The organism is Kitasatospora sp. NPDC043949 (genome assembly GCF_056435365.1).
The window spans coordinates 1-13,013 of the sequence record NZ_JBWKEQ010000029.1; the positions used below are offsets into that span (position 1 = coordinate 1).

At 72.0% G+C, this 13,013-nt stretch carries 10 protein-coding genes; 2 read left to right on the forward strand and 8 right to left on the reverse strand.

Annotated features, from left to right (window positions below):
* Positions 1–108: 108 nt before the first annotated feature.
* Complete coding sequence (locus AC07AL_RS23135; protein WP_063345914.1) at positions 109–498, reverse strand: SCO5389 family protein; 390 nt, start codon at positions 496–498, stop codon at positions 109–111.
* 81 nt (positions 499–579) lie between these two features.
* Positions 580–2,118, reverse strand: a complete 1,539-nt coding sequence (locus AC07AL_RS23140) for an MFS transporter (protein ID WP_363587175.1) — start codon at positions 2,116–2,118, stop codon at positions 580–582.
* Between the two features lie 205 nt (positions 2,119–2,323).
* On the opposite strand from AC07AL_RS23140, the gene AC07AL_RS23145 reads away from it, so the two are divergent.
* The gene (locus AC07AL_RS23145; protein WP_363632471.1) at positions 2,324–3,079 is read left to right on the forward strand and encodes a class I SAM-dependent methyltransferase; all 756 of its coding nucleotides are present in this window, start codon (positions 2,324–2,326) and stop codon (positions 3,077–3,079) included.
* A 94-nt stretch (positions 3,080–3,173) separates the two neighbouring features.
* On the opposite strand, the gene AC07AL_RS23150 is transcribed toward AC07AL_RS23145, so the two are convergent.
* The 6 genes from AC07AL_RS23150 to AC07AL_RS23175 form a co-directional block, all read right to left on the reverse strand.
* Positions 3,174–4,394 (reverse strand): hypothetical protein, encoded by a 1,221-nt coding sequence (locus tag AC07AL_RS23150; protein ID WP_363587177.1) that lies wholly within the window; start codon positions 4,392–4,394, stop codon positions 3,174–3,176.
* A gap of 192 nt (positions 4,395–4,586) precedes the next feature.
* The gene (locus AC07AL_RS23155; protein ID WP_478318029.1) at positions 4,587–6,365 is read right to left on the reverse strand and encodes a glycoside hydrolase family 15 protein; all 1,779 of its coding nucleotides are present in this window, start codon (positions 6,363–6,365) and stop codon (positions 4,587–4,589) included.
* Positions 6,366–6,433: 68 nt separating this feature from the next.
* Positions 6,434–7,330 carry a carbohydrate ABC transporter permease gene (locus AC07AL_RS23160; protein ID WP_363589227.1) on the reverse strand — a complete coding sequence of 299 codons (897 nt, stop codon included), beginning with the start codon at positions 7,328–7,330 and terminating at the stop codon, positions 6,434–6,436.
* Entirely contained in the window at positions 7,317–8,393 is a 1,077-nt protein-coding gene (locus AC07AL_RS23165) for a carbohydrate ABC transporter permease (RefSeq protein ID WP_350884138.1), read from the reverse strand. Before AC07AL_RS23165 ends, AC07AL_RS23160 begins: the two co-directional genes overlap by 14 nt.
* Positions 8,383–9,636 (reverse strand): sugar ABC transporter substrate-binding protein, encoded by a 1,254-nt coding sequence (locus AC07AL_RS23170; protein ID WP_363589225.1) that lies wholly within the window; start codon positions 9,634–9,636, stop codon positions 8,383–8,385. Before AC07AL_RS23170 ends, AC07AL_RS23165 begins: the two co-directional genes overlap by 11 nt.
* A 62-nt stretch (positions 9,637–9,698) precedes the next feature.
* Positions 9,699–10,733, reverse strand: a complete 1,035-nt coding sequence (locus tag AC07AL_RS23175) for a LacI family DNA-binding transcriptional regulator (protein WP_363589223.1) — start codon at positions 10,731–10,733, stop codon at positions 9,699–9,701.
* A gap of 166 nt (positions 10,734–10,899) precedes the next feature.
* Here AC07AL_RS23175 and AC07AL_RS23180 point away from each other — a divergent pair, with 166 nt between their 5' ends.
* Positions 10,900–12,957 (forward strand): amylo-alpha-1,6-glucosidase, encoded by a 2,058-nt coding sequence (locus AC07AL_RS23180; RefSeq protein ID WP_363589221.1) that lies wholly within the window; start codon positions 10,900–10,902, stop codon positions 12,955–12,957.
* Positions 12,958–13,013 lie beyond the last annotated feature (56 nt).

Here is a 13,013-nt window from a genome sequence, read left to right on the forward strand (position 1 = left end):
GGAGCGAAAGTCGGGAAACAAGGAGGTACAATCCCCCCCCAACACTGACCAGGGGGGGGGGGGCCCCGCCCCCCCCCCCCCCCCCCCCCCCCCCCGCGTCCGGGAGGGTCAGCAGCTGCGCAGCTCCGGGCTCTGGTTGCGGATCTGGTTGTGCAGCGAGGTGAACTCGCGGTAGGCGTCGCCGTCCTCGGTGCCGGGGCGGAAGGCGCCGACGCGGTGGCAGTTGACGAAGGCGAGCTTGACGCCGAAGTGGTCCTCCAGGCTGCCGCGGATGGCGTTGCTGGCGAGCGCGCGCAGCAGCTGGGCGCGCTCCTCGTCGGTGGGCGTGGTGTTGTCGGTGGTGAACTCGTCCTCGGTGGCGCTGAGTTCGGTGCTGAGCCCGGCGACGACCTGGTAGGCGTAGGGGAGGGAGGCGCGGACGGTGTCGAGGAAGTCGGCCTGGTTGACCCGGCCGTGCTCGGCCTGGGCGAGGAGGGCGGGGGAGACGTCGAGCGACATGGGTGTCCTCTTTCGCGGAGTCTGGTTATCGAAGATGAAAACCATTGCAAGATGGACTGTCGGCGATGTCCGGAGGCCCTGTCAAGTGCCGTCCCCCGAAGGGCTGACGGGTGGCGCCTCCCGGTCGGTCCTGATGACGAACAGGGCGATCAGTGCCGCGAGCACGGCGAAGGCCAGGCCCATGTCGAACGCCCTGGAGATGCCGTGCGCCAACACCTCGGAGGAGTACGGCGCCGGCAGCTTTCCGGTGGCCCGGAACTGGGCCGCCTGCTGCGGGGTGGCCTGCCGTAGGAACGTGCCGACCTGTCGGCCGGCCTCGTTGCGGCCGGCCGCGCCGTAGACCGTGACCAGGATCGACAGCCCCAGCGAGCCGCCCACCTGCTGGGTGGTGTTGAGCATGCCGGTGGCCGCGCCGGTCTCGTGCGGGGCGACCCGGGAGACCACCGTCAGCGTGGCCGGGACGAAGATCGAGCCCATCCCGAGGCCGAACAGCAGGGTCGGGCCGAGGACCCCGGTCAGGTAGCCGCTGTGGGCGTCGAGCCGGGTGGACCAGAACGTCCCGCCCGCCACCAGCAGCGAGCCCACCACCAGGAACGGTCTGCGCCCGTACCGCAGCTGGGTGCGGGCGGCGAACTGGGCGGCGGCGACGCTCGCGGCGCTGATCGGCAGGAAGGCGAGGCCGGCCCGCAGCGGGCTGAACCCGAGGACGTCCTGCACGAACAGGGTCATGAAGAAGAAGATGCTGAACATGGTCGCGGCCACGCAGAGCAGCAGCCCGTAGGCGCCGGAGCGGTTGCGGTCGCGGAACAGGTGCAGCGGGGTGATCGGCTGCGGCGCCCGCCGTTCGTGGAACAGGAAGGCCGCCAGCAGCAGCGCGGCGAGGCCGAACGAGGTGAGCGTCACGGGGTCGGTCCAGCCGTGGTCGGAGGCCCGGATGAAGCCGAAGACCAGCGAGACCATGCCCGCGGTGGCGGCGAACGCGCCGGTCAGGTCGAAGCGTCCGGGGTGCCGTTCGGACTCGTTGATGTAGAGCGGCGCCAGCAGCGCGATCGCGATGCCGATCGGCACGTTGACGAACAGCACCCACCGCCAGGACAGCCAGGAGGTCAGGATCCCGCCGGCGAGCAGGCCGACGGCGCCACCCGCCCCGGCGACGGCCGAGTACACGCCGAAGGCGCGGTTGCGGGCCGGGCCCTCCGGGAAGTTGGTCGCGATCAGGGCGAGCGCGGTCGGCGAGGCGATCGCCGCGCCCAGGCCCTGGAGTGCGCGCGCGGCCAGCAGCCAGCCGGAGGACTGTGCGACGCCGCCGAGCAGTGAGGCGAGACTGAAGATCAGGACCCCGGCGACGAACACGCGCCGGCGCCCGAGGATGTCGCCCATCCGCCCGCCCAGCAGCAGGAGCCCGCCGAAGGCGAGGGTGTAGGCGTTGACGACCCAGGACAGGTCGGTGGTGTTGAACCTCAGCGCCTGCTGGATGTGCGGCAGGGCGATGTTCACGATCGTGACGTCGAGGACCACCATGAGCTGGGTGGCCGCGATGACGGTGAGGGCTGTCCCCGGGTGCTGGCCGCGTCGCGCGGGTGCGGGCGGCGCCGGGGCCAGGGCGCGCGAGGTGACCATGGCAGGTCCCCCAATGACTCGGGAGCGAATGACGGTGAGGGGGCGGGTCCGTCGAATGACACCGGCAGTATCCCCGGGGTATAGGGAACACAATCGTTCATTACCGACAACCGGCTGATTCCGGACCCGCACCACTCCGCCGGGCGTGGTGCGGCGGCGGAAAACCCGGGGCACGGCCCGCCGCGGTCGTGTCAGGATGCTCGGCATGTCTGCTCGTGCACTGAGCTTCGGCGCGGTCGCCGAAGCCTACGAACGTTTCCGGCCGGGGTATCCCGACGAACTCTTCGACACGGTGACGGCGTACGCGGGCCGGCCGGTGCGGACCGCCCTGGAGATCGGTGCGGGCACCGGAAAGGCGACCCGGCTGTTCGCCGGGCACGGGGTCGACGTCACGGCGACGGAGCCCGACGCGGCCATGCTCGCCGAACTGCGCAGGACGGCGCCCCCCAACGTGCGGACCGTCCGGGCCGCGTTCGAGGACCTGCGGCCGGGCGGGACGTACGGGCTGGTCTACGCGGCGGCGGCCCTGCACTGGACGCGCCCGGAGGGCCGGTGGTCGCGGGTGGCCGAACTGCTGGAGCCGGACGGCGTGTTCGCCAACTTCGGCGGTCCGTTCCAGCCGGCCGACCCGGCCGTCGAGGAGGCCGTGCGGGCGGCCCGGGCGCCGTTCCTGGAGAGCGACGACGTCCCGTCCCCGGACGGGACCGCCCCCGAGGAGGAACTACAGTGGCCAGGAACGGAGTTGGAGCGGTCCCGGCTGTTCCGTGACGTCCGGCAGTCCGTCATCCGGCGGCGCCTGCTCGTGAGCGCCCCGTACTACCTCGGCCACCTGTCGACCATCTCGGCGTACCTCCAACTGCCGCCGCCGAGGCGGCGGCAGGCCTTCGACGCGATCGCGCGAGTGCTGCCCGAGACGGTCGAGGTCGCGGCCGACCTCACCGTCCATCTCGCGCGCCGGTGATCCGGGCGGCCGGGGCACCGGCTGTGACGTCGAACAGCGGCGCCCGGCCCGCCGCTGTCGCGGCCGGCCGGGCGCCGTGGGGGAGAAGCGGGGATCAGCCCTCCTGGGCGAGGCTCTTCATGTCCTCGTAGCCCATACCGAGCTTGCTGAACACCTGCTGCTGCTCCAGGGGCAGGCCGAGGCCCTTCAGCTCCTCGGCCTGGGCCGGGGTCAGGGGCTTGCCGGGGGTGAGCGCCGGGGTGGTCGGGGCGGTGCCGCCCTTGCCCCCGCTGGTGGCGCCGGAGGTGAGGAGGCTGAGCATCGCGCTCTGGATGTCGTCGCTGGTCAGCGCGACGGCGTCGGCGGGCGCCTCGACGGTCGGGGCGTTCTGGTTGAAGGCGAGCTTCACCGGGAAGTTGACGCCCGGTCCGGCCTTCGCCTCCAGCTGGGCGAGGTCGAAGGTGGCGGCGGAGAGCTTGCCGTCCTTCAGGTAGAGGTCGGCGCCGACCTTGTCCTCGCGCACGGTGCTCGGGACGGAGGTGGGGAGCTTCCCGAACTGCTGGGGGAGCTTGGTGGCCAGCGGCTTGAGGGCCTTCAGCAGTTCGTCGGCCAGCTGGCGGCCCGGGGCGCTCATCCAGATGTGCTCGGCGCCGTCCTTCTTGCCCTTGTCCTCGAAGGTGACGGTGCGGGACAGCACGTCCTTGAGGGAGTTGGTCAGCTGCTTGGCGGACTCCGGGTCCAGCGAGGGCTGTGCGCTCGGGGTGGCCTTGGCGCCGTCGAACTTCTTGGCGTCGTCGGCGAGCTTCTGGAGGTCGAAGGAGACCCACTTGCCGGCCAGCACGTCCTTGACCGGCTTCAGTTCTGCGGGCAGGCCGCTGCTGATGGCGTCGACCTGCGACGGGTCCTCGCCGACCAGCTTCACCAGGCCCTTGGCGTCGGCCCGCAGGAACGCCTTGGCGTCGACCTGGCGGTACTCCAGCAGCGCGGTGCCCTTCCGGTCGGAGAGCACGTAGGACAGGCGCACCGACTTGTCGAGCGTCAGGTCCTTGTCGGCACCGCTGCTTTGCGCGTTCTTGAAGGTGTCGAGGTCCTTCAGCGGCTTGTCGGCGGATATCGCGACGGAGAAGTTCAGCCCGGACACGGCGTCGGCGCTCTTCGGGTCGACCTTGTCGCCGGTGGCCGCGCCGAAGGCGGTGATCTGCTCGGGGGTGGCGTCCACGGAGAACGTGAGGCCGGCGGCCTTGCCCTCGCCGACCTTGGTGAAGGCCTTGGACACCTTCTGCGCGGCGGACAGCTGCTCGACGGTGCCGCAGGCGGCCAGGCCGGCGGCGAGCACGGATGCGGTGACGGCGACGGGAACGGTTCCGCGCGCGGCCCGGCGAATGGCGGTGTTGATGGTACGTCTCCTGTGTAACGGGGCCTGACCACATGGTCAGACCAGTCCCTCCCCGGTGGCGTCGAGCGCCACAGTGCTTACACATTTGATCACATCATCGGCAAGGGGGTGGCCGATTAATTTCGGACCGGCTCAGCCCCGGCCGAGGCGCAGCGCGGTGTCGATCAATGGCACATGGCTGAAGGCCTGCGGGAAGTTGCCGACCTGGCGCTTGAGCCGCGGGTCCCACTCCTCCGCCAGGAGCCCGAGGTCGTTGCGGATGGACAGCAGCTTGTCGAACAGCTGGTGTGCCTCGTCCGTCCGGCCGATCATCGCCAGGGCGTCGGCCAGCCAGAACGAGCAGGCCAGGAAGGCGCCTTCGTCGCCCGGCAGGCCGTCCACCCCGCCGCTGGTGGGGTAGCGCAGCACGAAGCCGTCCTCGGTGGACAGTTCGCGCTGGATCGCCTCGACGGTGCCGATGACGCGCTTGTCGTCCGGCGGCAGGAAGCCGACCTGGGGGATGAGCAGCAGGGAGGCGTCGAGTTCCTGGGAGCCGTAGGACTGGGTGAAGGTGTTGCGGTCCGGGTCGTAGCCGTGGGTGCAGACGTCCTCGTGGATGGTGTCGCGCAGGGCGCGCCAGCGCTCCAGCGGCCCCTCGCAGTCGGTCTGCTCCAGCAGTTGGACCGTCCGGTCGACGGCGACCCAGGCCATCACCTTGGAGTGGACGAAGTGCCGGCGCGGGCCGCGGACCTCCCAGATGCCCTCGTCCGGCTCCTGCCAGTGCTCCTCCAGCCAGGAGATCAGCCGCAGTTGCAGCAGGTGGGCGTGGTCGTTGCGGGCCAGGCCGGTGTGCTGGGCGAGGTGCAGGGCCTCGACGACCTCGCCGTAGACGTCGAGTTGGAGCTGCCCGGCGGCGCCGTTGCCGATCCGGACGGGGCGGGAGCCCTCGTAGCCGGGCAGCCAATCGAGTTCGGTCTCCACCAGCTCCCGTTCACCGGCGATGCCGTACATGATCTGGAGGTTCTCCGGGTCGCCGGCGACGGCGCGCAGCAGCCACTCGCGCCAGGCCTTGGCCTCGTCGCGGTAGCCGGTGCGCAGCAGCGAGGAGAGCGTGATGGTGGCGTCGCGCAGCCAGGTGTAGCGGTAGTCCCAGTTGCGGACGCCGCCGATGTCCTCGGGCAGCGAGGTGGTGGGGGCGGCGACGATGCCGCCGGTGGGGGCGTAGGTGAGGCCCTTGAGGGTGATCAGGGAGCGGATCACGGCCTCGCGGTAGGGGCCCTGGTAGGTGCACTGGGCGGCCCAGTCGCGCCAGAACTCCTCGGTGGCGGCGAGTGCCTGCTCGGCGTCCGGCCGGTCGGGCGCGCCGAGGTGGGAGGCCTGCCAGGTGAGGGCGAAGGCGATCCGCTCGCCTGCGGTGACGGTGAAGTCGGCGTAGGTGGTCAGGTCGCGGCCGTAGGTCTCGGACTCGCCGTCCAGCCACACCGAGTCGGGCCCGGCCACGGCGACGGTGCGGGTTCCCGTGCCGTCCGTGACCTTGTGCACCCAGGGCACGACGCGCCCGTACGAGAAGCGCATCCGCAGGGCCGAGCGCATCCGGACGGTGCCGGACACGCCCTCGACGATCCGGATCAGCTGCGGGGCCGCCGTGCCGCGCGGCGGCATGAAGTCGACGACCCGGACGGTGCCCCCGGCGGTGTCCCATTCCTGTTCCAGGATCAGGGAGTCGCCCCGGTAGCGCCGCCGGTGGGCGGGCGGGGCGTCACCGGGGGCGATCCGCCAGAAGCCGTGCTCGTCCGTGCCCAGCAGGCCGGCGAAGACGGCCGGGGAGTCGAAGCGGGGCAGGCACAGCCAGTCGACGGCGCCGTCCCTGCCGACCAGGGCGGCGGTCTGCATGTCGCCGATCAGCGCGTAGTCCTCGATACGGGCGGGCACGTGGTTCTCCAAGAAGGGTTCACAGGAAGGTTCGGCAGAGGGGGTGTACCGGCCGGGCCGGGCCGGGCTCACTCCTTGAGCGAGCCCGAGTTGGCGCCGCGCACGAAGTGGCGCTGGAAGCAGAAGAACAGGATCGCCACCGGGAGGGTGGAGACCAGCGCCGCCGCCAGCTTGAGCGGGTACTGCGTCCCGGAGCCGAGGCCGCCGGAGACGAAGTGCGCCAGGCCGGTGGTGAGGGTGTCGTGCTCGCTGGACTGGGTGGAGACCAGGAAGTGCGTGAACTCGTTCCAGGAGCCCTGGAAGGAGAGCACGGTGAGCGTGATCAGCGAGGGCCGGGACATCGGCAGGACGACGGACCAGAAGATCCGGAACGTCCCGGCGCCGTCGATCCGTGCCGCCTCCTCGATCTCGCGCGGCACCGACTCGAAGAACTGCTTCATGATGAAGATCCCCGCGGCGTCGACCAGCAGCGGCAGGATCATGCCGCTGTAGCTGTCGAACATGCCGAAGCTCTTCAGCACCAGGAACTTCGGGATCAGCAGCACCACGCCCGGCACCGCCATCACGGCCAGCACGAAGGCGAACAGCAGCCGGCGGCCCGGGAACCTGATCCGGGCCAGCGCGTAGCCCGCCATCGAGTCGAACAGCACCCGGCCGGCCGTCACCAGGACGGTCACCACCACGCTGTTGCCCAGCCAGCGCAGGAACGGGATGTTCTCGACGCCCTCCGCCAGGCCGAACAGCCGCCGGTAGGAGGCCAGGGTGCCGCCGTCGGGCAGCACCGACATCGGGTGGGCGGCCGCGTCCGGGTCGGTCTTGAAGCTGTTCACCAGTTGCAGCAGGAACGGCAGCAGGTAGAGCAGCGCGAAGCCGAGCAGGACGGTGTACCCGAGGAGCCGCAGCGGCCGGGGGAAGCGGCCGAGGATCGGCTTGTCCACGGCGGGCTTGCGGTCAGCGTGCGGCACGGCGGGCTCCCTTCGGGCTGCGGCGGGGCTTGCCGTCCCGCTCCCGCAGGACCCACCGCTGGACGGCGGTGAGCAGCAGGATCAGGCCGAGCAGGACGAACGCGATGGCGGCGCCCTGCCCGAAGTCGGCGTTGTCGAAGCCGGCCGAGTAGGACAGGTAGGCGGGCGTCAGGGTGGTGTTGCCGGGCGCGCCCTTGCCCATCACGTACACCTGGTCGAAGACCTGCCAGGTGGAGATCAGGCCGAGGGTCAGCACCAGGAACAGGACGGGCCGCAGCGCGGGCAGGGTGACGTGGCGCAGCAGCTGGCGGCGGTTGACGCCGTCGAGCGCGGCTGCCTCCTCCAGTTCGCGCGGGATGTCCTGGAGGGCGGCGAGGAAGATCAGCATGAAGGTGCCGGAGGTGGTCCACACCGCCATCAGGATCAACGTGCACATCGCGACCGAGGGCCCGGCGAACCACTCCGACCAGGACAGCCCGAGCGGGCCGCCCGTGCCCGGAGCGGGCTGGTCCAGGCCGAACCAGCCGAGCACCAGCCAGATCACCCCGCGCGGGTCGGCGAACCAGTTCGGCCCCTTGACCCCGAGCCAGCCCAGCATCCGGTTGACGGCGCCGCTGCCCTGGAAGAGGAACAGGAAGACCGTCGAGATCGCGATCGAGCTGGTGACGGACGGGAAGTAGAACACCGTGCGCAGGGCGCCCCGGCCGCGCAGCATCCGCTGGTTGACCAGGATGGCGAGCAGCAGCGCCAGCACCGTCTGCAGCGGCACCGTCAGCAGGACGTAGTACAGCGTGTTGCGCATCGAGGTGGCGAACAGCGTGCGGTCCAGGCCGTCCTCGGCGAACAGCCGGCGGTAGTTGTCCAGGCCGATGAAGTCCGCGCTGCCGCTGAACGGGTTGGACTGGCCGTCCCAGTGCAGCAGGCTGACCCACAGGGCCATCCCGATCGGCAGGACCATGAAGAGGCCGAGAACCAGGACCATGGGGCCGGCGAACAGCCAGCCCCATGCTCCCTCGCGCAGGCTGCGCCGGCGTGTCGTGCCGGTGGAGCTGTTACTTGGCATTCTTGATGGCCTGCTCGCCGTTGCGCTGGAGGGTGGCCAGGATGGCCGCCGGGTCGCCCGTCTTCAGCGACTGGAGGTCGGTGTTGAACTGGGTGAGCACCTTGGTGAACCCGGCGATGGTGACCGGCGCCTGGGCGTTGGCGACGCCGTCGACCCAGGCCTTGGACTCGGGGTACTTCTGGGCGTAGGCGCTCAGCGCGCTGGTGCGCGAGGGCATCACGCCGAAGGCCTGGGCGAACTCCAGCTGCTGGTCGGCGGAGGCGAGGTGCTTGACCAGGTCGACCCCGGCCGCCTGGTGCTGGCTCTTGGCGGCGATGCCCCAGCAGTTGCTGAAGGCGAGGGTGCCGGGGCCGGCCGGGCCGGCGGGCAGCGGGAGCACCTTGTACTGGACGTTCGGGTAGTCCTTGGCCATCGCGCCCTTGAGCCAGTTGCCCTCGATGGTCATCGCGGCCTTGCCCTTGCCGAGCGCCTCGCCGCCCCAGCCGGCGTCCACCTCGGCGACGTACTTGGCCGAGCCGGCCTTCATCATCGACTGCACGTACTCCAGCGCCTGCTTGTTGGCCGGGCTGTCGGCGGTCATCGCGGTCTGCTCGGGGTTGGTGATCCAGCCGCCGGCCTCCTTCAGCAGGGCGCCGAGCCGCTGGTAGTCGGGGGCGGTCACCAGGCCGGTCACGCCGTCCTTGGTGAGCTTGGCGGCGTCGTCGGAGAGCTGCTGCCAGCTGGTCGGGTAGTCGGCCTCGGTCAGGCCGGCCTGCTGCCACAGCGTGGTGTTGATCGCCAGGCCCAGGGTGGAGGTGTCCTTGGGCAGGCAGGTGAGCTTGCCGTCGTAGCTGAAGGCCTTGCGCAGCGGCTCGGAGAAGTCGGCGGCGTCCGGGATCTGGTCGCCGTAGGCGTACAGCGAGCCGCCCTTGGCGTAGTTCGCGAACTGGTCGGAGTTGACGTAGAAGAGGTCCGGCGGGTTGCCGCCGGCGAAGGCCTGGCCGAGCTGCTGGTTGATGTCGCTGGCGATCTGCACGGTGACGGTGTTGCCGGTCTTCTTGGCCCAGTCGGCCGTGGCGGCCTTGACCGCGGCCGTCTCGGACTCGCCGGAGGTGGCGATCAGCACCGTCAGGCTCTGGTTGCCGCCGGAGGACTGCTTGGCCGGTGAGTCGCCGAAGCCGCCGGAGGAGGAGCAGCCGGTGACGGCGCCGAGGGCGACGGCCGTGCAGACGGCTGCCGCGGCGAGGGTGCGGGAGGTGGCCATGCGGGATCTCCTTGCGAGGGTGGGTGGGGGGAGTGGGCGGAGATGGTTCGGGGGAGTGGCGGTCAGACGCTTTCGCGCAGGACCAGCTCCGGTTCCAGGAGCACGTGTTCGGTCGGCCGGTGGCGGTCGCCGAGGCGTTCCAGCAGCAGTCGCATGCACTCGCGGCCGACCGCGTCGAGCGGTTGGGCGAGGCTGGACAGCGAGGGGAACAGCAGGGGGGCGACCGGCGAGTCGTCGAAGCCGATGACGGCCGCGTCCGGGCCGGGGGCGCGGCCGTCGCGGCGCAGCGCCTGGTACCAGCCGAGCGCCAGGGTGTCGCTGGCGGTCACGACCGCGGTCGCGCCGGTCGCGAGCAGCCGTTCGGCGGCCTCGGTGGCGCTCGCCTGGTCGTCCGGGCTCTCGGCCCGGCGGCCCCGGGCGGGCAGGCCCAGTTCGCGCATCGCGCTCTGCCAGCCGCGGGCGCGGTCGTCGCCGACGCCGGAGCCCTTCGGCCAGCCGAGGAAGCCGATCTTGCGGTGGCCGAGCCCGGCCAGGTGCCGGACGGCGGCCGAAGTCCCGGCGGAGCCGTCGACGTCGACCCAGTCGCCGACGTCCCGGCCGGACCAGGTGCGGCCGAAGGCGACGTAGGGGACGCCGCGTTCGTGCAGCCAGCCCTGGCGGCGGTCGCCGCGGTCGGTGCCGCTGAGTACGAAGCCGTCCGCGCCGTGCTCGTCGAGCAGCTGCTGGTAGCTGGTGAGTTCGTCGTCCCCGGGGGCGACGGCGAACAGCACCACCCGGTAGCCGGCCTGGTCGGCGGCCTCGGAGAGCGAGTGCAGGAACTGGTCCAGGACCGGGGTCGGGACGCCGGTGCTGCTGGAGCGGATGCCGTAGCCGATCAGCCGGCTGGCCCTGGTCTTGAGGGCCTGCGCGGCCCGGTGCGGGCGGTAGCCGAGCTCGTCGATCGCGCGCTGGACCCGCTCCAGCGTCTGCGGGCGCAGCAGCTCGGGCGAGTTGATCGCGTTGGACACCGTCTGACGGCCCACGCCGGCCCGGGCGGCGACCATTTCCAGGGTCGCGGCGGACCCTGTCCTGGGCCGGGGCGATGAGTGTGCATGCATGACGGCGATCCTAGGTTCTGTCTTCATTGACAAGATCTTGGAGCGTTCCAATACGGGGTTCCATCTTCCCCACCAGGGGGGTTAATGTCTTGGAACGCTCCAATGGCAGAAAGGTTGCGCCCGAGTGGAAGCAACTGTCAAGCCCCAAAACGAGGATGAAGAGACCATGTCAGCGATCGCCCTGCAGCCGTTCCTGCACGACGCCCAGCTCTCCGTGGCCGCCCCGAGCTTCTGTGCCTCGCGCCCGGACGGGCGGATCGGCGAAGGCGCGGACGGCTTCTACCACGGGGACCGCCGGATCCTCTCCCGCCTGGAGGCCGGTGTCGCCGGGATCCCCAACGCCCCCGTCGCCACCGCGCACGGCGAGGACGGGCGCACCACCTTCGTCACCGTGCTGCGCGGCATCGCCGAACTCACCCCCGACCCGGCCGTCACCCTGGAACGCCGCCGGGAGCTGCACCCCGGCCGCCTCGTCGAGCGGTACACCGTCCGCAACGCGGGCGACCTCACCGCCCGCCTGCGCCTGGACCTGCGCGCGGAGAGCGACTTCGCCGCGATGGACTCCGTCAAGGCCGGCCGCACCACCCAGGCCCTCACGCCCACCGCCGGCCCGAACGGCCTGCGCTGGAGCGAGGGCCCGCTCAGCGCCGCCCTCACCGTCGAGCCGGCGCCCGACCACCTCGCCGCCGACACCGGCACCCTGGGCTTCGACCTCGAACTCGCCCCCGGCCAGACCTGGCAGGCCGTCCTGGAGTGCACCGCCGAGCACCGCGACGGCGACCTCTTCCCCGCCCCGGCCGCCGACGCCGCCCCGTGGCGCACCCCCGGGATCACCGGCCGCGACCACCACCTCGCGCACTGGATCGCCCGCTCCCACCACGACCTGCGCGGCCTCCTGCTCACCGACCCGCTGGAGCCCGCCGACCACTTCCTCGGCGCCGGGGCCCCCTGGTTCCTCACCCTGTTCGGCCGCGACTCGCTCTGGGCGGCCCGGATGATGCTCCCGCTCGGCACCGATCTCGCCGCCGGCACGCTGCGTACCCTGGCCCGCCGCCAGGGCCGCGCCCTCGACCCGGCCACCGAGGAGCAGCCCGGCAAGATCCTCCACGAGGTCCGCCGCGACGAGCAGCACCTCGACAACGGCTCCCACCTGCCGCCCTGCTACTTCGGCACGGCCGACGCCACCCCGCTGTGGCTCACTCTGCTGCACGACGCCTGGCGCTGGGGCATGCCCGAGGACCAGGTCGAGGCCCTGCTGCCGCACGCCGAGGCCGCCCTCGCCTGGCTGGCCGACCACGCCGACGCGGACGGCGACGGCTTCCTGGAGTACGTCGACAGCTCCGGCAAGGGGCTCTCCAACCAGGGCTGGAAGGACTCCTCCGACAGCATCCGCTTCCGCGACGGCCGGATCGCCGACGCCCCCATCGCGCTCAGCGAGGTCCAGGCCTACGCCTACGAGGCCGCCGTCGCCTCCGCCGCCCTGCTGGAGGCCTTCGGCCGGCCCGGCGCCGACCGCTGGCGGCAGTGGGCGGAGGAACTGCGGCTGCGCTTCCGCGACCGGTTCTGGACCGAGGACGCGCACGGCCCGTACCCGGTGGTCGCCCTCGACGGCGGCAAGCACAAGGTCGACTCGATCGCCTCCAACATGGGCCACCTGCTCGGCACCGGCCTGCTCGACCCGCAGGAGAGCGCCCTGGTCGCCGGCCGGCTCACCGCCCCCGGCATGGACAGCGGCTTCGGGCTGCGCACCCTGGACGCCGCCGCGACCGGCTTCAACCCGCTCGGCTACCACACCGGTTCGGTCTGGCCGCACGACAGCGCCATCGCCGTCCACGGCCTCGCCCGCGCCGGGCTGCACGACGCCGCCGCGCCGCTGGCCGCGGGCCTGGTCCGCGCGGCGGCGGCCTTCGACCACCGCCTGCCCGAACTCTTCGGCGGCCACCCGCGCGCCGAGGTCGCCCGCCCCGTCCCCTACCCGGCCTCCTGCCGCCCGCAGGCCTGGGCCGCCGCCGCCTCCGTCCAGGTGGTGCAGGCACTGCTCGGCCTGGAGGCCGACGCCCCCAACCGGCGGCTCCGGGTGCGGGCCCAGCTCCCGGCCGGCTACGAGTCGCTGACGTTCACCGGCCTGACGGTGGCCGGCCTGCCGATCGAGGTGTCCACCGACCACACCGGAGCCGTCGACCTGCGCGCCCCGCAGGGCTTCACCGTCACCACGGACCGCTGACGCGCACCCCGCCGGCCCGCCGCCGCGCCCGGCCCGGCCGGCGGGGAGCAGACCGT

Excerpts from the sequence above, each read along its gene's own strand:
- AC07AL_RS23140 (WP_363587175.1), bottom strand. The coding sequence starts at position 2,118 with ATGGTCACCTCGCGCGCCCTGGCCCCGGCGCCGCCCGCACCCGCGCGA.
- AC07AL_RS23145 (WP_363632471.1), top strand. The coding sequence starts at position 2,324 with ATGTCTGCTCGTGCACTGAGCTTCGGCGCGGTCGCCGAAGCCTACGAA.
- AC07AL_RS23175 (WP_363589223.1), bottom strand. The coding sequence starts at position 10,733 with ATGCATGCACACTCATCGCCCCGGCCCAGGACAGGGTCCGCCGCGACC.
- AC07AL_RS23165 (WP_350884138.1), bottom strand. The coding sequence starts at position 8,393 with ATGCCAAGTAACAGCTCCACCGGCACGACACGCCGGCGCAGCCTGCGC.
- AC07AL_RS23180 (WP_363589221.1), top strand. The coding sequence starts at position 10,900 with ATGTCAGCGATCGCCCTGCAGCCGTTCCTGCACGACGCCCAGCTCTCC.
- AC07AL_RS23170 (WP_363589225.1), bottom strand. The coding sequence starts at position 9,636 with ATGGCCACCTCCCGCACCCTCGCCGCGGCAGCCGTCTGCACGGCCGTC.
- AC07AL_RS23135 (WP_063345914.1), bottom strand. The coding sequence starts at position 498 with ATGTCGCTCGACGTCTCCCCCGCCCTCCTCGCCCAGGCCGAGCACGGC.